General features: G+C 37.4%; 23 protein-coding genes. 16 read left to right on the forward strand and 7 right to left on the reverse strand.

Annotation, left to right across the window (positions count from 1 at the left end; translation table 11 throughout):
• Window positions 1–141: 141 nt before the first annotated feature.
• Window positions 142–333, reverse strand: coding sequence for a hypothetical protein (locus WC707_02390; protein MFA6066009.1), 192 nt, complete (start codon window positions 331–333; stop codon window positions 142–144).
• Window positions 334–451: 118 nt separating this feature from the next.
• On the opposite strand from WC707_02390, the gene WC707_02395 reads away from it, so the two are divergent.
• The 7 genes from WC707_02395 (at window position 452) to WC707_02425 (ending at window position 5,348) form a co-directional block, all read left to right on the forward strand.
• A complete protein-coding gene (locus WC707_02395) occupies window positions 452–2,512 on the forward strand; it encodes a hypothetical protein (protein MFA6066010.1) in 2,061 nt (686 codons plus the stop codon).
• Window positions 2,509–2,838 carry a hypothetical protein gene (locus WC707_02400; protein MFA6066011.1) on the forward strand — a complete coding sequence of 110 codons (330 nt, stop codon included), beginning with the start codon at window positions 2,509–2,511 and terminating at the stop codon, window positions 2,836–2,838. Before WC707_02395 ends, WC707_02400 begins: the two co-directional genes overlap by 4 nt.
• Window positions 2,839–2,911: 73 nt before the next feature.
• Window positions 2,912–3,205 carry a hypothetical protein gene (locus WC707_02405; GenBank protein ID MFA6066012.1) on the forward strand — a complete coding sequence of 98 codons (294 nt, stop codon included), beginning with the start codon at window positions 2,912–2,914 and terminating at the stop codon, window positions 3,203–3,205.
• Window positions 3,206–3,255: 50 nt separating this feature from the next.
• Window positions 3,256–3,651 carry a hypothetical protein gene (locus WC707_02410; GenBank protein MFA6066013.1) on the forward strand — a complete coding sequence of 132 codons (396 nt, stop codon included), beginning with the start codon at window positions 3,256–3,258 and terminating at the stop codon, window positions 3,649–3,651.
• 28 nt (window positions 3,652–3,679) lie between these two features.
• Window positions 3,680–4,069, forward strand: a complete 390-nt coding sequence (locus tag WC707_02415) for a hypothetical protein (GenBank protein MFA6066014.1) — start codon at window positions 3,680–3,682, stop codon at window positions 4,067–4,069.
• Between the two features lie 3 nt (window positions 4,070–4,072).
• Window positions 4,073–4,690, forward strand: a complete 618-nt coding sequence (locus WC707_02420) for a hypothetical protein (protein ID MFA6066015.1) — start codon at window positions 4,073–4,075, stop codon at window positions 4,688–4,690.
• A gap of 82 nt (window positions 4,691–4,772) precedes the next feature.
• Window positions 4,773–5,348: a histidine phosphatase family protein gene (locus tag WC707_02425; protein MFA6066016.1), complete on the forward strand. Its 576-nt coding sequence runs from the start codon at window positions 4,773–4,775 to the stop codon at window positions 5,346–5,348.
• A gap of 126 nt (window positions 5,349–5,474) precedes the next feature.
• Here the strand turns inward: WC707_02425 and WC707_02430 are convergent, their stop codons facing one another.
• Window positions 5,475–5,942, reverse strand: a complete 468-nt coding sequence (locus WC707_02430; GenBank protein MFA6066017.1) for a hypothetical protein — start codon at window positions 5,940–5,942, stop codon at window positions 5,475–5,477.
• A 108-nt stretch (window positions 5,943–6,050) separates the two neighbouring features.
• Window positions 6,051–7,103 (reverse strand): hypothetical protein, encoded by a 1,053-nt coding sequence (locus WC707_02435; GenBank protein ID MFA6066018.1) that lies wholly within the window; start codon window positions 7,101–7,103, stop codon window positions 6,051–6,053.
• Between the two features lie 128 nt (window positions 7,104–7,231).
• On the opposite strand from WC707_02435, the gene WC707_02440 reads away from it, so the two are divergent.
• Window positions 7,232–7,759, forward strand: coding sequence for a hypothetical protein (locus WC707_02440; GenBank protein ID MFA6066019.1), 528 nt, complete (start codon window positions 7,232–7,234; stop codon window positions 7,757–7,759).
• An 87-nt stretch (window positions 7,760–7,846) separates the two neighbouring features.
• Entirely contained in the window at window positions 7,847–8,020 is a 174-nt protein-coding gene (locus WC707_02445) for a hypothetical protein (GenBank protein ID MFA6066020.1), read from the forward strand.
• Window positions 8,021–8,024: 4 nt separating this feature from the next.
• On the opposite strand, the gene WC707_02450 is transcribed toward WC707_02445, so the two are convergent.
• Together WC707_02450 and WC707_02455 are read right to left on the reverse strand one after the other, a co-directional pair.
• Window positions 8,025–9,071, reverse strand: coding sequence for a phosphoglycerate kinase (locus WC707_02450; GenBank protein ID MFA6066021.1), 1,047 nt, complete (start codon window positions 9,069–9,071; stop codon window positions 8,025–8,027).
• On the reverse strand, window positions 9,072–10,301 hold the full coding sequence (locus WC707_02455) for an FtsX-like permease family protein (protein ID MFA6066022.1): 1,230 nt from the start codon (window positions 10,299–10,301) through the stop codon (window positions 9,072–9,074).
• An 84-nt stretch (window positions 10,302–10,385) separates the two neighbouring features.
• Between WC707_02455 and WC707_02460 the strand changes: the two genes are divergently transcribed.
• Entirely contained in the window at window positions 10,386–10,826 is a 441-nt protein-coding gene (locus WC707_02460; GenBank protein MFA6066023.1) for an RpiB/LacA/LacB family sugar-phosphate isomerase, read from the forward strand.
• Here WC707_02460 and WC707_02465 read toward each other — a convergent pair.
• On the reverse strand, window positions 10,823–12,487 hold the full coding sequence (locus tag WC707_02465) for a hypothetical protein (GenBank protein MFA6066024.1): 1,665 nt from the start codon (window positions 12,485–12,487) through the stop codon (window positions 10,823–10,825). The genes WC707_02460 and WC707_02465 overlap by 4 nt on opposite strands.
• 69 nt (window positions 12,488–12,556) lie before the next feature.
• The gene (locus WC707_02470; protein MFA6066025.1) at window positions 12,557–14,947 is read right to left on the reverse strand and encodes an AAA family ATPase; all 2,391 of its coding nucleotides are present in this window, start codon (window positions 14,945–14,947) and stop codon (window positions 12,557–12,559) included.
• Window positions 14,948–15,171: 224 nt separating this feature from the next.
• Between WC707_02470 and WC707_02475 the strand changes: the two genes are divergently transcribed.
• The 6 genes from WC707_02475 (at window position 15,172) to WC707_02500 (ending at window position 21,153) form a co-directional block, all read left to right on the forward strand.
• Window positions 15,172–16,626 (forward strand): FAD-dependent oxidoreductase, encoded by a 1,455-nt coding sequence (locus WC707_02475; GenBank protein ID MFA6066026.1) that lies wholly within the window; start codon window positions 15,172–15,174, stop codon window positions 16,624–16,626.
• 79 nt (window positions 16,627–16,705) lie between these two features.
• A complete protein-coding gene (locus tag WC707_02480) occupies window positions 16,706–17,251 on the forward strand; it encodes a glycoside hydrolase family 104 protein (GenBank protein MFA6066027.1) in 546 nt (181 codons plus the stop codon).
• 82 nt (window positions 17,252–17,333) lie between these two features.
• Window positions 17,334–18,383, forward strand: a complete 1,050-nt coding sequence (locus WC707_02485; protein MFA6066028.1) for an alpha/beta hydrolase — start codon at window positions 17,334–17,336, stop codon at window positions 18,381–18,383.
• Window positions 18,380–18,649 (forward strand): hypothetical protein, encoded by a 270-nt coding sequence (locus tag WC707_02490; GenBank protein ID MFA6066029.1) that lies wholly within the window; start codon window positions 18,380–18,382, stop codon window positions 18,647–18,649. Before WC707_02485 ends, WC707_02490 begins: the two co-directional genes overlap by 4 nt.
• 72 nt (window positions 18,650–18,721) lie before the next feature.
• The gene (locus tag WC707_02495) at window positions 18,722–20,242 is read left to right on the forward strand and encodes a leucyl aminopeptidase (protein MFA6066030.1); all 1,521 of its coding nucleotides are present in this window, start codon (window positions 18,722–18,724) and stop codon (window positions 20,240–20,242) included.
• 158 nt (window positions 20,243–20,400) lie between these two features.
• Window positions 20,401–21,153, forward strand: coding sequence for a hypothetical protein (locus tag WC707_02500; GenBank protein ID MFA6066031.1), 753 nt, complete (start codon window positions 20,401–20,403; stop codon window positions 21,151–21,153).
• The last annotated feature ends 16 nt before the right edge of the window (window positions 21,154–21,169 follow it).

Below are 21,169 nucleotides of genomic sequence, written 5' to 3' on the forward strand. Positions count from 1 at the left end.
GCCTTCTTTTTTTGTTTTTGGCGTATCTTCAGGATGCTCTTTTCCCCGCCTTTCTGTTTTTTCAAAATCTTTTTTATAGTCTGGTAATTGATCAATGTTATGTTTTTTTATCCATGATTCGATAGCTTTTCTTTCCCATAACTACTCATAAAGCCCCTGCACCTGGTCCGCATATTTTTCAGCCGATGCTTTTTCTTTTATTACAGGTAAGAATTCTTCAAATTCAGATATTTTCAATACAGGCTTACCTTCGATTACAAGAAGGACGTCATCAAATGGAATCATCATGTATTCTTTTTTATCGCTATTGCATCCGGCTAACATAAGAATCATCAGCACTATTATCACACTACTAGCTTTATTAATCTTCATTCGCATCTCCTATTTTAATAAAAATATATGCAAGCCGTTTTTATAGACGTGCAATTAAGCAGCATATTATGATCTCTGTATGCTATACAAAAAAAGAAAATATATCTTATTACTTGTATACTTCTGTTTTAGTTGGCAAGAGCTGCGCAATATGCAGGCTGCGCCGCTGGTCATTTCTGCATTACCGCAGATTACGCGCGTTATTATCGCCGCACTTGCCTACTATAAACTACACAATACGCCAACCCAATACCCACTACACGCACAACAAACTACCCACCCTTCTATCAACCCAAGTTGTAGCGCTGCGCCCACACTCACAAAAACACCAGAAATCTGTTTTAACACAGCAGTAAACAATTCTAGCAAAACTGCGCCAGCACCCTCTTATAACCCACAAACCATATTAGGCGGGTTGGTAAGCAGCATAAATTTTTCATCCCATATTAATAACCCACATCCCACGCATGCCCGTATGGGCACACCCTACTACGCACGCGTGAATATTAATACTGTTGATGCGTACGAACACAACCAACTGCGCATTAACCAGCAACAAACCCGCATCATACGCTTATACAAATCTGCTGGGCAATTAGATTATCTGCAGCAACAAGCAATCGACATATGCAATAACCTGTTATTACTCACAAGTTCTAGCGTAGATGGCATACAAGCGCGCCTTGCGCTACCACACCTTCGCCTTATATTACCCATTGACGACAACAACCTACATGATGCACAAGAAAAAATAGCCTATTTTGCTTGCCATAAAGACGGCAGCTTGCGAGCACAGCTTTCAGACAAACAAGCTTATTACATAGCACGCGCTATCATTAAATTTGTAGAAACAACATACGGCAAACAAGCGGCCGATTATTATCTTAATCAAGCGATTGCACATACTATTCCCGGCTTTGATTATGTTGCGCACCCACAAAAATACACCAACACCCTGCGTAAAAAAATATCACATATGACGCATGTTATCGCGCCCCGCCGCCGCATTTATCAAGACATTATACGCAATGCATTCAATCAAGATCTTCAACAAATTATACAACTCTGCGCCGAACAAAATTTCACCGCCGCCCATGCGCATGTTCAAAAATATTCAAAAAATCAGCCCCATCAATTTAACGTAGCGCAATCAATCTATCGGTATCATGCGCCACAGGCCCTCACCGCTGGAGGTGATCCAAAAAATCACAAAAGCAATGCGTTTTACAATAAAGAAATAGAACACGAGAACCAGAAAAGATTTTCTATTATCAAAAGATATGCGCAATTTCCTGATACAACAATATTAGACGGTCTTGATGATGAATCAATAACACTCGCACAAACATTACAAAAATATTACTCACAAGCTCTACAAGAAGACAATAAAGAAAAACAACAGGAAATAGAATCAATACTCGATACTCTACAAGAGATCGTTCATGGTTTTAGTGATGAAATTGCGCAGCAAGGCATAAGTGCAATACAAAATCTACCTCAGAATATGGCTGCCGGTTGCGTTCTTAATGCAGTCGCCACGGTAATTGCGCCGCAATTTTCTGTCATAGCGCGAATCGCTGTTAATAGCGGCATAATGCTTTCTCATGGTAAAAATTTTATTGAAGATATTATCATGCTGGGCTATGCAGCAATTAATCATCAACCATATCAAGTTGGCAGAGCTCTTGCTTATGCGACCATCGATGGCGGAGAAACGTTACGAGCATTCAATGGCTTGCACACACTTAAAAAAGCACATTATTCAGACAATTCTGGCCATAAAAATGGTGGTTCTTCAAAGCCTAAATCACAAAATACAAACCCCACAACCATTCAATGGACCAATCATAAGCACAAACATTCCCCTCAGAAAAACTTAAACTGGAAAGAAATAGTGCAGTATACAAAATATGGTGATGCAAAATATAAACATGAAGTAAATATTGAAGCTACAGAAAGATTTGCCTGGGAAAAGGGCGTGACAGTTAATAATGGCAAAACATGGAAAGTAATGAAATTTGATCATACCATTGGAGCAAAAAATGGCATTGAGACTCCCTATATGCGAGTAGAAATAAGTGCAAATACAATCCATGGACATCCAATTACACCAGCAGAATACAAGGATCTTACAAAATGAATCGATTTAATAGTGATTTTTTAAAAGATATTGACCTGAAAAAATATAAGGTCACCTACGATGATTTTTACATAGATCCTATACGATCTTTTGAACAGCAAAAATGGTCATTCAAAGAAGATATTTTGCAGTTGGAATTTGATGATTATACGATTGATGTTGGCTGGTATCCAGAATTTAACCCCAATGGATATTTTAAAATTAGAGTGATAAAAGATTATGATTGGGACAATCCGCTCTATAATAAAAAGACTCACAGCTTAAAAACAATGAAGAAGTACCTGCAAGAAGCTATAGATTTTACAAATAATATAACAATGGCTTAAAAAAATTTTTCAGTTTTTAATGCTCCTTAAAGTGACCAATAAGAATCTCAATAATTTTGAACAAGTGAATGACATGAAGAATGAGTCGATAAAAAACAATACTACTCAAAACCAAGATTTTTTATTTGAAGAAATTAACAAACTTTTTTCCAAAATAAAAATTTGTTTACATTATAAAGATGCAGATATTTATTTTGACCAGTTACTAGCAATACAAGAAATGCTGGGATCATTAGTATTTAAATATGATATAAAAATATTACCGTCTTTAAGAAAATTTGTAAGAGATTGTGAACGATTAGATGATGACGATGTACGCAAATGGCTTTTTAATGAGCTAAAAAGCAATCAATATTCTTTAAAATAAGCTCAAAGTCAGATACAACTATATCCAGCAGCTTATTATCAAGGACAGGCATGTATATACTGAAGCTAGGCAAAGTAAAACCAACTCTATGTTCTTACAAAGTAATATATTCAAATTTTCATAATTTAGACCTACTATTCTTATTTCTGGAAGACTTTGGGCATCCATCAGGATTAGAACACGTTAGTGATTTTTTACATGATTCATCTAAAGACTCATTGACAGGCAATTCCTGTACAGCTGATAAAACAAAAAAAAATACATTACGTATCTCTTTTTCATTTGATAATAATAATGATGATGACGATGCATATTTGGAAATCGAGCCTCATGCCTTACTCAAAATAATTGATTTATATATCAAAACTATAAAAATGTGCCCCAAAGAAATTATTATAACATTTAACAGTTCCCAAAATGATACAACTGTCGAGAGCATTCAATAGCCCTAAATGAGGTACATAAAGATAAAAAATGAATACAGCAATATGGACAAAATCAACAACAAATTCTTACTTTACAAAAAAATTATCAGACCTATCTGACTTATATGGCAAATTAGATTTGTTGAGAATTTTTTTGAATGATATTAATTCAATGGGCTGCGATTTTGATTTTTTTAAAAATATCATTTTAAAAGAACAAAGAATAACGCTCAATGTATGTTCATTAGATCATGAAAATAAAATGATACTAATTACGTATATTTATTCAAAAGGCCCAAACAATAAATTCTATATCCATGAACAGGAGCTCACAAAAGTTGTCAATGAATGGATGATTTTATCTGACAAAGAAGTTGAAGAAATCATGGCGACCGAAGATCATGGCATTTTTACGTTACAAGAAAATACTCAGGGTTAATACATGCATAAATGCGCAATTCTCCCAGAAGTTGCTCAACTGATACAAGAAAGCAGTGAAAAGAATTCGTGTGCACCTTTGGAAAAAGCCGAAAAAATAATCGAAAATTATCTTAAAGATAATCAGCACGATACAGACATGTGGTTTAACCTAGCCCTTGTAGTCAACAAGACACCCCTTGCAGATTTCTTGGAAACAATCGATTGCGTAAAAATGATTCTTTCATATGATCCGCAGAATGCGTATGCCGCGCTCCTACTCACCGCCATGAAAAAGCATCATATGGCTGTCGATGATGAATGTCTAAAAATATTAAATGCAATTAAAACAAACGATCTTGAATTATTAGCTATGATAGAATTTGCCAAATCATGGTGTTATGAATTTAATAACAACGATAATTATTGGAAACATATCAAAATATCCATTGATTTGTGGAAAAAACACACTGCACATTTTTTATCAAACATTTCATGCAATAATAAAGAACAAAATCTTAGCGAACGAATAAAAGCTAATTTATACGTTATTTGTGACAATATAACGTATCCCTATGACCCACTAAGTGTCGAATATTTCTTAACCGAGTTCATAAGAATCCCCATCAATAAGTTTTTATAAATGCATAATTACAAAACTTCCCAATCAACATTATTATGATAAGCTATTCACCCATGTAACAACAAAGCGCAGGAGATGGGATATGCAACACGCAATTATCAAAAAAGCTTTTTACTTTATGAGGCATGGCACTACCGAATGGAATATTAAAAAAATTTGCCAAGGGCAAGCAGACGTTCCACTACATGCCATAGGCGTAGAAGAAGCTCATAACGCCATCATCACTCAGCATGACATAACCGATGTTTTCTATAGCCCCTTACAAAGAACAGTTGAAACAACAAGAATTGTGACACAGCATATGACCTGTCCAAAAAGGGAGATGATCGATATTAAAGCACGACATTTTGGAGACTTAGAAGGCAAACCGTGGGTAATAAGTAGCGAAGAACTTGCCAAAACATATAAAACATTTGAACCGACTAACGGAGAGCTGTGGCTGCAATTTTCTACCAGAGTATTACAAGGCATCAATGCCGGACTTGCTCGCAGCGAATGCCCGCTTTTCATTGCGCACAGCGAAGTATTCAGAGCCATCGTAGATGCATTAGACATTGAATACTGCTCTATTAATAATTGCGACTTAATAAAGTTTATTCCAACGAATACCCTGAATAACAGCTGGAAAGCGATACACCATAAGAAGGATTTTGAATAGCAGGTTGATACTCATCAATAAGTCTTTGTATCCGATCTAACGTTGCTAAAGCATATCCTCCTTCGTCATCAAACTGGATCGATATATTTTTTTCAGCATGCAAACGAGATTAAGTTAAGACCTATATTATTTTTTTGATTTTTTATCAAAGCTATAGAGAGCTGAGTATAGCAAATCATATTCATTTTCTATTTCCTCGGCATTCAGATTAATTTCTTTTGCTACCCCTATCATATGATGATGAAAAAACCAACTATCGTTTGGAATTTTAGGTTTGATTTGATGGCAATAGTCATTAAGCGCCTTGTTAGTTCTATCAATTTCACTCGATCTGTTTTTATAAATATTCATACAATAAAAGCGCGTATTTAATGCTTTGCAATGGCGCGCCAACTCGTTATGTGGACTATCTGTTGCAGAAAGGCATGCCTGTCTAACTTTGCTATTAACGGTCAGAATGGACAGATGTTTAGTTTCAATTTTTCTATAACTTTGTTTTTGCTGTGCGAACGACGTAGAGTTGGTTTCTTCACTATTGGATAACAACGTCGAACTTACACTTATTATAATTACAAGAATTATTGTTTTTATCATATCAGTTACCTCAATTTTGAAAATTATTTTATGTTTTTTGCGACCACTAAAAATTCTAAAACAAGCATTAAGTAAAATCAATCCTTATACACGTGCGGAACAAATTAGTTAGCACATTGCAATATCGGGAATTGGACATTTGTGAACGGCGCGGCGATCGCGCTTGCTGCGCCCATAACAATCTTTCAAAAATTTTCGTGTTAACTTACAATACCACGAAAAGTAACTATCGAACGCAAGTTTATCTTTAAGCCCAACCATCGTGGGAAAATGTTCCGTATCAACAAGCACAATCTTTTTTGTGTCATATTCGATCATAAAATTATCAATGTGCGGATCAACCCTATTACCTAAAAATTGCGACAACTGTATTCCCAACCTACGATTTGCTTTATTAATAAGTCGTAACGATCCGTCACTTTTAATCTCATCACATACTATAGCGTACACGGATGGCAATGAAATTTTTTGATAATCACAGGCTCCAATATTTTTCCCCTCTATCGTAAACCAACGATTATTGACCGGTTGCCAAAACCACTTTCTTGGCGTATCAATATGCTCTGACCAATAAGGATCACTTTTTATATGACAACGAATAATTTCCAAATTTTTAACACGCGTAAAGCCGGACATATAACGATTAATACCACCACCCATGATAAAAAAAAACACCGGCTCAATGCCTTTGGAAAATGGCTGCACAAATGATGATGGAGATTCTATAAAAAGTTTTACCACGAAAGGATATTTCTTAAATTTCAAAACAATAAGGCCGCAATTAAGCTCAAAATTAAAATCACGGCGCTTTAATATAATAAAATCATCAAACGTTGCCCGAGTTACTCGATTTTTTTCTAAATCTTTAATCAATTTTTCAAGAAGATCTTTTAAAACAGAACCTGCAACCATTTCATGATTTTTATTACGAAATGCAATGGTGGCATCTGGCAACATATGATCCAAAAAAAAATCTTTTTCAAATTTTTTAAAAAGAGCAACTTCTTCTAAATGAGAACTTTTCAAAACATACCGCTCATACCCATCAACCCAGGAAACAGTAATTTCTGGTAAAAACATATCAATCGGTCGATGCGGACTCCGACCCATTAGCTCAAAACATACAGAAAAAAATAAACATATCATATGCTTCAGATACATACCCCTACTCTCCTCAACTAATTTTGATATATACTACCCAAACAAATAAAAATCAAGATTGATTTTTATTTGTTTTCTTTGTTAGTATTGAAAAGGGCGGGATGTTTTAAACCAAAAAGGGTTGAGTAATGAAAAAAAACACTATATCTCATCGCCATAACCAATTATTGCAATGCCTAACATGCCTGCCAAGAAGAATGCTATCTGTTCATGGTAATGAAAATACCACAGAATTTGTTCTTCATGATCTTTGCAATAAAGATTGCTTAAACATAAAAAAGGCTGCCTATTTTGTAGATAATCCAGATTTCAACTGCTTCAAAGGAGTTGCAGGATTTAACGAAGCTGAATCATATCCAGACAACAAAAGCTGGGACAAACCAGAACATTTTACACAATTTATGAAACAATGCCCCTTCAACCAATCAGTGAGAAATATCAATGGCACCAGCCCACACCTAACAGCAACCGACAAACAAGAGTTCATGAATAATCTTGCTCAGAAACTATCATTCTCACAACCACACTATTTTACCTGGGATATGAAACATAACAATCATGGCATGCTTATTTTTGAATCTAATAACCCTGAAGAAGAGATAGAAGAAGATTTTGTACAAACATTCTGCATTTTAGGTTTTTGCCCTATTTTTTAAGAAAACTCTTGAAAATAGCCCTTATTTTATGCTACTTTTGTAGATATAAACACTATTAGCAATAAAATAAAAGGGGCGGGTAATTATATGAAATTACAAAAAAAACAGGCTAAAAAGCACTCAAAAAAAGAACATCTTCAGGATCACGAAAAAAATGATAATTTTGCCGATCATAATACTCGTGACAAGAAGATACAAGAGCAAAAACTGACCAAGGGTAAATTTTTCGGTAAAAGATGGTTTCCTTTCGGAAATGGCTAATACTCTATACCTGTAATAAAGCCTCTAAACCTGGCATCGGCGATTTACCGATATAGGCAAGTGTTGAGCCACCGCCTGTGGAGCAGTAACTTACCGTATTTTGCAAGCCAAAATGAGCAAGTGCCGCAACAGAATCCCCGCCTGATACGATTGAGCGCGGCGCGTCCTGCATGGCAATAAATATTTTTTTGAGCGGTTCAAGCGTTTCTTGACGGGCAATGTCGCCCACCATTCCATTATAAAACACTGTTTTTGCCTGTCGTATATACGCAACAAATAATGCACACGTACGGGGGCCTATAGTTATTGGACGCATATCGGCGTCAAATATATAATCTTCTGGTAAAACAATGGCAATGTTTTTTTGTTGCGCGGCATGCATAATTACTTCAGCTTCTTCCGAAACAGCCGGACACAGTAACAATGTTGATACGTTACCCTGCATAATCAAATTTTTTATATACACTATTTTTTCTTGCCCTTTACCGCCACCGATAATAACTACAAAAGGCTGTTCTGGCTTATCTCTTAAAGATTCAAGAGCTGCAAGTTCTTGCCCAACAAGAAGACCAAATACTTTTTTTTCCGGTGCAAAAAATTGAGGCACGAGTGTTAATGAGCTATCACTACGATGCAAGGCTCCCCAAGCGTCATTTACATAATATTCTATTGTATTAACAAGCAGTTGCGCAAAATGATAATCACCCGAACGCTCACCGGCATAAAATCTCAAATTTTCTAACATAAGTAATGTACGGCCATCCTGTCTCACCAATGGGTAATTGCCAATTTCTGTAACAAAATGAACAGTATAGGAACGATCTCTGAACCACTGGGCAACAATATCCATAGAATAAGCAGCATCATAGCCGTGAGGCCTTCCGCGATGGGACGCGATGACGGGAACTGCATTACGTTTCAGCAAATAGTCTATAGTTGGCAACAAGCGTGTTATACGAAAATCATTAATAATTTTTTTATCAGCTACAGGAACGTTAAGATCTGCACGTACAAATACAAGTTTATTTGCAATAATATCATGCTCAAACATTTAGATCTCCTGCTTAAAAATATCCGCTATTGAAATAGTCCTAATTCTACGCAGGGGCAATACTACTGCTATAAACCCAACAACAATAATAGTCGTAAAAATCAAGACAACATCCCCCATATCAATATGAGCAGGAACATAACTTACATAATAAATATCGGGCAATGCAATAAGTTTATACGTATCAATTAAATAGCTCACCATCCAGGCCACTGCAACACCAACAACACTAGAAATAATGCAAATCCCCATGCCAATCATCATAAATACCGCATGAATATCGTTATCCGCCATACCCATACTCTTAAGAATAGCTATATCAATTTTCTTGTACGTAACGTACATAAAAAGTAACGCGACAATAGTCATGCTCGCAATTAACATAATTAATACGAGAATAATAAACATGGCATATTTTTCCAAAACAAGTGCCGCCAAAAGCGCTGGGTATAAGTCTTTCCATGAAAAAACATTCAAATCAGTACGTTGTTTCAAGAAATCAATAACACGAACGGCGTCAGCACCCTTTTTAAGCTTAATTCCACACGTGCTTACGCCCGCTTCTGGGAACATGCGCTTAAACAGATCGAATGAACAATAGATTAATCGAGCATCAAGCTCTTCTATTCCTGTTGTAAAAATGCCCCCAATAGCACTATTAATTTTTTCAAAATTTTTACCGGTTTCACTATCAGATGGATGATACATAATCGTTACAACATCATGCTCTCCAACCCCGAGCTCCTGTGCCTGCAATTTACCGATAAGAATGCGATTATCTTGTAATAAACTTTCAAATGATACCGCTGATTGCTTATGCATAATCATATTTTTTAAATCTGTAACATGCATTTCCGATGACGGATCAATTGCCGTCACAAGACATGGAGAAGAAATGTCTTGCACTTCTGATTGTAAAAGAGCATGAGCTGTCGCATACGGAGTTATTGCTTGAATAGATTCACCAAATTCTTGCAGAGCCATGGTCGACAATTTTGCAAAATCTATTTCAACTGATGCTGGCGCACGAATAGTAATATCAGGATGAATGCCCTGCATTCTTCGCTGCGTTTCATATTCAAACCCATTCATGATTGCCATAATTAACGCGAGTGCACCACTTGCCACAAAGATACTCACGCAGCACATTATTATCATGAGCGAGATGGTCTTCTCCTGAGCTCGTAACCGCAAAAAAGAAATAGCTAATAACAGAGAAACTTTTTTCATTATATGTTATTCGTATTGGTGATTATGTAGTGTATATATAGACATAGTATATAGAAGTCACAAAAAATATAGTAGGGATTGCCCATGAAAAACATTACTCTTGCCATAGGATCTGATCATAGAGGTTTTCTTCTCAAAAATTTTTTATTACAACAAGGGCATTTTGAAAATTATACAATTACCTGGATTGATTATGGGTGCACTTCACTCGAACGAACAGATTACCCAATTTATGCCAAAAAAGTATGCGAAGCTATAATTTCTCAAACAGCAGACTTAGGCATTTTACTATGCGGCAATGGCGTTGGAATGACCATTGCCGCAAATCGTTATAAAAAAATATACGCTGCTCTTGTATGGAACTCGTTGATTGCTGTCACATCGAAAGAAGATGACAACAGCAATATTATCTGCATGCCCAGCGACTACATCACGGAGCATGAGGCATGCACGATCATACATGCCTGGCTCAACGCATCGTTCAAACAAGGCCGATATTTAGAAAGGCTCAAGCTCATCGATTAATTAACGCTATAATTACCAAAGGTAATATCAACTGATAATTGTTGCAATTTTTCGATATTTTTTTGCAAGAAAGTTTTTATTTCTTGAGAACATATGCTCACAATATCCCACGCTTCGCGCATTTTTTCTTCTTTCATTTTTTTAGTCAGTGAATCAACTGACGCACCATTACAAGCAATAGCGAAAGCAATGTCAAATGCGCGTTGCTTACCTTTTTGTAAAACATCATAAGAATATGTTCTGATAACAAGTTCTTGAGCAACAGAAGCCGCGCAAGCAATTTTACACTGCGCAAAAAGCATATCACGGGTTACTACTTTTTGTTCATCATGTTCATTATACGTAAAAATTTTATACGTCGTATCATCTATACCAGCCCATATAACTTTTTTGCCCGCAGCTTCACATGCAAGCAACTCACCCGCACATGCACTGGCAAGAAAAATGATATCTTCTTGTGAGATATCAGACTTACAACCGGACAAATGACGTACTGTTCGGTTAATTATTTTTTCAACGTGATCTTTAGAAAATGGTTCATGTGATGCTTGTGCCAACTGCGCCGCATCTTTTAACAATGTATATATATCTAATTCTGTTAAACCCGATGTTGCTCCTGCGATATAATCACACAAAACATCATCATGCATTTTTTTAGTATTTTTTAGCAGCTCTTGTATAAGAGACAAGCGCTGTGTATACGACAATTTTTTTGCGGGAAAATGGCACACACCAGAACAATGCATAGCCGAATCTTTTTTTGCCACCAGCTTTCCGCAATACGCATATATATCTTGAACGTCACGCTTTATAAACGGCAACAACAACGTCATGGGTGATATTTTGAATAATGTGTCTTCAAAATCAATTTTTACTATACCTTCAGCATATTTTAACGGCGTAGCAATAAGCCCATCATTAAATTTTGTCTTTTTCTTGCCTAATGCAACAATAACGGCACTTTCATCATCGCTCGGCTTAGGAAACTCTTTATTCTTGACGCCACCAATTACTGAACGAATTTTTTTAGCAGTAGTTTTAAGACCAGGAATAGATATTTTTTCTACGTCTTCATCGGTTTTAATATAAATCCAGTACGTAAAAGCAGCCGCGTAGGGCAATGCTCTTTTGACAACAGCATCAACATGATAATCATGCAGCACGTTGCGTGCGTCAGAAAAATATCTCGCGAGCATGTTAGGTTGCTGATTAACAGAATCATTAACAAGCTCAACACGCCTATTGATATACATCAACATGTCGTATGCTATAGGCAATGTCATAACGCCCGTACCGTCTATACGTACATTTTCAAGAGACTCAACAAAAAGCGTGCCGCGCCCATCAACACTTTTTGCAACAGCTTCTACAACGCAATACGCACAATTAACAAAATAGAAAAGAGATTTTTCATCATATTCATCACGCACATTCTCAAAAACATCCGTAAGCACCGTCCGCATCATAGCAAGATGACACTTGGCACAATCATGAACCACATCAGAAACAGCTACCTTTGCTATCACATTGTGCAGTAATGCATCAATAGAACGAGCTTGCCTTTCAGCAAGCTCGACAACATCCTCAAATTCATAATTTTCTACGGCAAAACAAGGTACCGCAAATAAAACAGTCATAAGCACAGAAGAAAGTAATTTCATAAAAGCTCCTCATAAATTTAAAATTATGAAGAACATGATACTGTGCTTATTTCCGATGGTCAATAGATATTACGCAATAAGCGCTTTAATCTCATCAACACGCAACATCGTCTTTTCTTCCAGCGCTACAACAATACGCTTAAGCACTTCTTTTTTCTGTGTGAAAAGCTTAATCATATCGCGTTCACACGCACGCACCATTTCTAGTGCCTGATCTTTAATAATATCTTTTTGTTTATCAGAAAGATCCGCAAAATTAAGACCCTGTAGCAAAATATTTTGCGCAAGCAACAATGCCCGTTGCCTATCTTTTTTCTTATATGCAGAAACAGAACCATTAAGCACCTGCTGCGCAGCAAAACCTGCTACCAATATTTTGCACAGATTTTTCTTCTCTTCTATAGTTTCCGCAGCAACTACTTCATAGTTTTTCCACGTGAAGATCGCGCCAAATCTCGGCTTATACTGTCTTTTAATATCTTTATTTTCTGTCTTTACCTGCCAATCATACACTTCACGCGGTGCAGTTGTATATCCCTGAAGAGTGACCGACTCTAAATTAACTGACGTTGCAAAAAGTGAATAAGCCAGTGCCTTACCACCCTGATATGTAGCAACAATATTTTTTTCCACATCCATTACAGGAACATCTTTTTTAAGCTTTCTCACCACTTCATTAAGTGCTTGGTACAGATGTTCAAAGGTAACGCCTTCGCCCTGATTTTTTGCCACAAATGCAGCACGCTCAAACAATTTATTAAGAGAGCTAAATGAGCAACCTTCTGTTAAATGCGCAAGAAGCTCAAAATCAATCCCAGTAGTGTTGATAGCTGATTTTTTACACAATTCTTCAAGCAAGTTTCTTCGCTGTTCAAATGTCGGATTATGAAATTGAACTACTTCAAATCTTCCATCACGCATTAATGCAGGATCAAGAAGATCTGGCCTGTTCGTTGCACCCAGAATAAATATTTGATGATCGGGATCATTGTCTTTATCAAGCTTATCAAGCTCCATGAGAAACTCTGATAGTCGCTTGGTATTACCCTGTACTTGTAATTGAAGCAAGTGAAATTCATCAATATATACAACACATGGCGCATTAAAACGTGCATAATACATAATAAATTCAACAGGATTTTCTTGACCTTGTAGCATAAAGTGAGAAATTTCTAAAAACTTAACTTTCTTCTGTTCATTATTTTCAGAAATTTCATTTACTGACCCGGCAAATGCCTTCGCAAAAAAGCTTTTACCCGTACCTGATGGACCCGTTAACAACAAAGCCTTATTCATTTTCATGCCGGAAAACACAAACTTTTTAGGATCCATAACAAAGGTCAAAATATTATTAAATTTATTGAGCTGACTATCAAACCCTTTAAAAAAGCCGTCTTTCAAGGTTACATCATCTATAACACGCCCAACAACTCCGTCATACCCTAACGGCGCGCCTTTTAAAAAGCTATGCACTTTATTTTGAGCACGTGTTAATTTTTCGCTAATTTGCGGCCACGGCCAATATTTATTTGATTGATGCCATACATCTTGAGCTTTTAAATACGCTAACCATGCAGATCCTGCGAGAACCAAACGATCAAAATTACCACCTAATTCTGATGCAAAATATTTATGCGGATCAACAGGTTCTAATACTTTAATTTTAACAGGCTCTTTATTAATTATTTCATCAACATAATTGCCATCGAACATCATATACGGCTTCTTGCTAACGACCTTACTAAAAGTATCGATCATAGTGTCTTGCGCGCCACCAAGACCAACGGTTTCTAAAGCAGAACGTGGGGTTACATAGAGTAATGTAGCGGCGCCAAAACCAACAAGAGCGGCATTGCCAACCCAAGAGCCAAATTTATACCGACTATTAAGAGAGCTTACCGTGTTAAACGTTTTGTTAATAAAATTTTGACCAATACCATTAGCAGCATTTTGAAGCTCGCCCAATGCTCTATCAACATGCCCAATATACTCAAACATCATTTCTTCCGAAATTTCATCAGGAACATAGCGCGCCTTAAGCGTTTCTCGAGACATATCAGGCAGCTCGTTCAAATTTGATGCAATAACAAACGTCAGTCGTTGGGCAAATTGCTTAGTTTCAGCAAAAATTTCTACAAGCTTCACGTCTGTTAAGGGCGAATACGGGGAATTTTTGATTTCGGTTAATACCTCAGAACAATGCTTAAGCCATGCACGAGCAGCTTGTCCATCTTGCGGCTTAAGTTTATTATTATTGATTAATTGCGCACAGTGTTGAACAATCGCCTGAGTCTGATCCAATTTTTGCATAGCAATAGCGTACAGTTCATTAAGCCGTGATGTCGTAGAAAGAAGCTCAGTACTTGAAGCACCAGCTTTCTCAGCGCTCAGAGCCAGTGAAAACGTGCCGCTTATAGCAAAAAAGAGAGCAATGCTCATATATTTACGTAAAAAAATCATATAAAACCCCACAGAAATAATATTTCAAAAAAAATAATTTATACTCATAGTACTTATGACTTGATAAAGTATAGTATAAATTATTAAGCTAATTTGTCAAAAAAAATAATCTGTCTATTCAAATTGAAATAATACAGGGTGAGATCTCACAATAGTTGTATAAGAAGATGTTCTTAGTTATAATCGTGTAAAAAGATACACATTTTTACCCAAATGGCATTACTATGTATAATAAAAACATTATTTTAACAGCACTGATCGCATGCACTACTCTTATCATTGGCTATATTGGTATAACCATACATCGCAGGCAATCGGGGCATACTTCTACCCCGGCACATTATTCCCTCAAAACATTGGCTACCCATAACAACATTATTCCCCTTGCAATTATAGGTTCCGGCCCCGCAGGATTATCGGCAGCCCTCTACGGAGCACGCGGAAAGATCCATACCATCGTATTTGAAGGCAAACAACCTGGTGGTCAGCTCACGACTACATCATACGTCGAAAACTGGCCTGGAATCTCAAAAACCCTCGGAACCGACATTATTAAAGGGTTGCGCAAGCAGGCTCAAGAATGCGGCGCTTTATGCGTACCGGAGACCATCAAACAGGTAAATTTTTCAAGCTGGCCATTTGTCCTCACCCTAGAAGACAAGAGCACCGTACATGCAGCCACTGTTGTTATTGCAACGGGAGCAACGCCAAAAAAACTCGGGGTTCCTGGAGAACAAGAATACTGGGGTAAAGGAGTAACAACCTGCGCTATTTGCGACGCACCGTTCTTCAAAAACAACAATGTCATCGTTGTCGGCGGCGGAGACTCTGCCATAGAAGAAGCCCTTCAACTTGCCCCATATGTCAAACAAGCCACAATCTTTGTCAGATCATCGCAGATGCGAGCATCTGCTGCTATGCAAGAACATCTTAAAGATGCTGCCAATATCAACATACGATATAACGTTAAAATAACCGCCATAAAAGGTGACGATAAATTTGTCCATAGCGTAGATATAGAAGAGAATGGCACAGCATCAACGATGCCGATCGATGGCGTATTTTTAGCAATCGGACATGAACCTAATACAACGCTCTTCACGCCATATATAGCCGTTGATACCAATGGGTACATTACACTGAGCACCGCAACACAAGCAACATCGATTCCTGGTATTTTTGCAGCCGGAGACGTTGCAGATCATCGCTATCGACAAGCGGGCGTTGCCAGCGGAGATGGTATTAAAGCGGCCCTTGATGCAAGCGAATTCTTGCGCGCTTTGGGATATAATGCTGATTTTGAAAAAGAGTATCTCAATAAATTTTACACACCACTCAGTCTTAATACCAAAAAATTACAAAAAATAGGTACTAACGATGAATTCACCAAAGAAGTCACAGAATCACCGCTGCCGGTCGTTTTAGATTTTTATACCGACTACTGCCCTTCTTGCCTACAAATGCTCCCCACCGTGGAAGCTATCGCGCAAGAGCTTGAGGGCAAGATAAAATTTCTTAAAGTAAACGCGCTCGAATTTAATGAACTTGCGGAAAAGCTTGAGGTCCCGACCGTTCCAACATTAGTCGTTATGAGCAAAGGGGCCATTGTAGGCAGAACGCATGATGTTATGAATAAACAAGAATTATTACACTTCGTGAATCAATTTATACAAGCATAATTAACAATATTATTTCAATTTGAATAACAAATAAGTTATACTCGGGGTAAGAGATATTTTTTGATTACCCTGAGGGCTTATGAAAAACATAGCTTATATATATATAATTATTCAGGTCTGCGCGCTGCATGCACAACCAGAGCAATGGACGCATCAGGATTATCTAAAATACAGATCTAACCCTCAAGTAAAGGCTTTTTTAGATACTATTGCTTACGCAGAGGGCACGCTTAACGAACATGGGTATAATGCACGATACCCCGGCCTCTCTTTTGCGTCATTTAAGGATCATCCCAGAATCGTTAGTTGTGCGCCGTACAAAGGCAAAGATCTGTGCGCCACGGCAGCAGGCCGCTATATGATTTTAGCAAGAACCTGGGATAGAATAGCCCCTATTATTAAGGCAACACATTTTAGCCCCCTTAATCAAGACAAGGCGGCGCTAGAACTTATTCGAGAAGCTCATGCACTTCAAGATATTATTCGGGGGAATTTTAATAGAGCGGTTCAAAAACTTAATAAAATATGGGCGACGTTCCCCGGAGCTCCCTATGGGCAGCCAACAAAAGCACTCAGCGATCTCAAAAAAATCTATTACAATCGACTCAAACAGTATTTGCCATAATTTTTATTGCAAATAAGAATTTATTTTTTGTACAATTAATAGTGTAAATATTCTCAAAAAAAATTATCATCGAGCTAACATTATGCTACGCACCCTATTAACAGCATTTATTATTATCACGTACACAACACTACAGGGACATGTAATACTTCCTAATTTTACTCTTGCCGCTCAAAAAACAGATATTAATCAAGAAAACAGCAAGTCGACCAGCAAATATATTAAGGGGATAGAAAAACATATTACATTTACAGCGCACAAAGACGGTAATAGCACATCAACCATATTACGCAATGGCATATTGATCATTAAGCCAGGAGCAAAAGCTACCATTCTTATGTGTCATGGCTTTATGTGTGATAAAACAGACACGCAATTTTTAAGAAATATATTTGAACAATACAATACCATGACCTTTGATTTTAGAGGGCACGGTGAAAACACGCAAGGGCAATGTTGTTCCTTAGGCAGAGATGAAGCCTATGACGTTATAGGCGCCGTGCGCTTTATAAAATCACAACCAGGATTAACGCACCTACCGCTCATCGTATATGGATTTTCTATGGGATCAGCCGCTTCTATACGAGCGCAATCATTAGACAAAACGTTATTTGATGGAGCGATTTTAGATTGCCCCTTTGACTCGACTGAAAATGTACTTGCCCGCAGCATAGAAAAGTTAAAAATATCATTTTTTGGCCACGAAATAACATTACCGGCACGCGTACAATCATTTTTTCATAAATATGCATACAACCACTACGTTCAATCCATGTTGAAATTTTTATTAAAGGCTGTCGCGCATATGGATGCAACACCCATCAATACGTGTATCAAGCACGTTGACCCACATGAAGATATCAAAAAAATCACCGTCCCCGTTTTAATTATCGGATGTATTAATGATGACAAAGTCCCCCAGGAGGCTGTTGAATCTGTTTATGCGGGAGCTGCTGGCTATAAAAGGTTATGGATAACTAACGGACGCCATCATTTTGATTCCTACTTTTTTAACCCAGAAAAATATACCTACAAAGTTCAAAAATTTATAGAAAATATTATTACCAAACAATATCAACAAAAAATTCAACAAAAAATCCTCAAAGACCCTAACTTGTCAGGAACGGCATGAAAAAAATAATAAAAATACTCTATATCCTATGCGCGCTTGCTCTCCCGACACACATTTTCGCAAAAAAATGCTGTAAAAAAGAACAAAAAAAACGTACTGACTGCTTGTATATACGACCACATCACGTCTATCAAAGCAATTACTTCGGGCAACGATTTCCTGGATATTATGATCCATTTTGGTATTCATGGCCTGGATATTATGAGCATGGATATCCATATTATGGCAGAGGCGGCGTTGGATTTGGATTTGCCGTAGGCGTATAATTTTTAATTATCATAATGTATGCTAAAATAAACCGCATAAACATATTATTATAAGGGAAAGCACATACTATTATGATAACTATAAAAATTTCGGCAAAGCCGTTATACGACATAGACACTCAGGGATATATTATTCCTCGCGAGCACAATTTTGACAGTACACATGACAAGCTCATTCAATCACTCAAAACTTTTTTTCCACCGCTCGAAGAAGTACTTTCTCAGCGAGGATTTACCGGCGCTGCAGGAGCAACCTGTGCACTCGCCATTAATCACAACAATAGACCTGTTTATCTTATATTTGTTGGATTAGGCTCTTCAAAAAAATCACATGAAGACAAAATTGAACAGTATCGGAGGGCCCTTGGCCAGGCACAACGCGCTGCAGAGGGTCTTAAAATAACAGAACTAGCACTCGACATGCCCGATAGTCATTGGTTTAATATTACCAATTACACACTGGCCAAAGAAACCATTATTACGCTTACTATGGCAAGCTACCATTTTGATGAGTTTATCACCGATGAGTCACGCAAGCTTCCGGAAAATTATACGGTAACACTCGTAGCTCCAGAACTACTGCATGATGAAATTAAAATCGGTATAGAACACGGAACGCGCATTGGATTTGCAGTTAATCAGGCCCGCTATTGGTGTGACCTGCCGCCGGTCGTTTTAACACCAACTGCACTCGCCAATCATGCTGCACGTGTAGCAAAAGCACACAATCTCAAGATCACCATTTTTACTGAAGATGAAATTATTAAACAAGGCATGGGCGGCATAGAAGCTGTTGCAAAAGGCTCTGACCAAGAAGCCCGCATGGTTGTTATAGAATACACAACTGATCATCCTAACGCGCCAACCATTGGTCTTGTGGGCAAAGGGATAACCTTCGACTCAGGCGGTTTAAGCATTAAGCCTGCAGCTGGTATGGAAACCATGAAAGATGACATGGCCGGTGCCGCAGCTGTCATATCAACTATGGAAGCCCTTGCGCACTTAAAGCCTCAAGTTAATATTATAGCCGTTGCCCCTATTACCGAAAACTTAATAAGTGGGCATGCTACCAAACCTGGCGATATTATACGCTTTTATAATGGCAAAACAGCAGAAGTTAAAAATACCGATGCCGAAGGTCGACTTATTTTGGCCGACGCTTTATCGTATGCAGTTAAGCATTATAAACTCGATGCCATCATTAATATTGCAACCTTAACTGGTTCATGCGCGTACGCGCTTGGCCCTTTCTTTGCGGGACTCATGAGTCAGCATCCAGATTTGGCACATAAGCTCTTGGAATCATCACGTCGCTCTGGAGATCGTCTCTGGGAATTGCCGTTCCATGATGATTATAAGATTGCTGTAAGATCTGACGTTGCTGATTTGTGCAATCAGGGCAGCAACAAATATCGTGCTGGCGCTATCACTGCAGGATTTTTCTTGCAGAATTTTGTTGGTGATGTGCCTTGGGCCCATCTTGACGTTGCCGGCACTTCATTTGACGTACCTGATAGAAGCTACTTCCGCCACGGCGCAACCGGTTTTGGCGTCCGCTTATTTATCGATTTAGTTATGAATTGGAACGCATAACACTCTAAACATGTAATTAGATTATTATCAGGGAGAGCACACGCTCTCCCTTCTGTGTATCTTTTATTTAAAAAACAAGCTATCTGAAAAACTTTATATATATTAAAATATATATGCGTTAAAAATATTTTTTCAAAATATCAACATAGACACACATCATGAATTCTATAAGAAAAAAAAGCATTACACTCTTAGTAACGTTATCGATCACCTTACCAAATTATGCCGCCAGCGACTTTTTTAGCAGCTGGGCATCAAGTCTTTACACAAACCTTTATCAACCAGTTTCTATGGACTCCCATACGCTTGGAACATTTATTGATATATGCATCATTGGAATACCAGTAGTCATTAGCATCCCGCTCATAGGATGCGTAATTTGGCAACATCGTAGGATAAATAAGTTAGACAAAGCGTTGCAAGAGCAAAATAAAATACAATCTACCATACTTGAAACTAATACAGAGATAATCGCAACGCTCAAATCATTCAAGGAAAACATAGACCCAATTGATACTTTTGAACACAGCGACACTTCCACTATGTTTCAAGAATTAAGAAAACAACGCCTTGCCGATGATCAAGATTTTGAAACTAAAATGAAAGAGCTTCTGGCTACAAGTAATAGCTCTAGCAAAAAATTAATCGCATTAGAAGAAAATCATAAAAAATTAGAATTACAGCTTAATACGTCGACATCATATTTTCATCAAGAATCAAATAACGCCAAAAAAATTTATAACGGCCTTATCATCCCAAGCTTAGACATAGTAGAGCAGTTAACTGAGCGTTGCAACGCTATCGAGCAATATTGCGAAAACTTCAATAAACAATTAAAAATTATTGAAAAAACTTTAATAAACGAGCAAGAAGCATTACGTACAATGCAAAAAATACTAAAACTGACGTAGTGAACAAGTCATAATT

This window comes from Candidatus Babeliaceae bacterium (assembly GCA_041660765.1).
Taxonomy (GTDB): domain Bacteria; phylum Babelota; class Babeliae; order Babelales; family Babelaceae; genus JBAZVR01.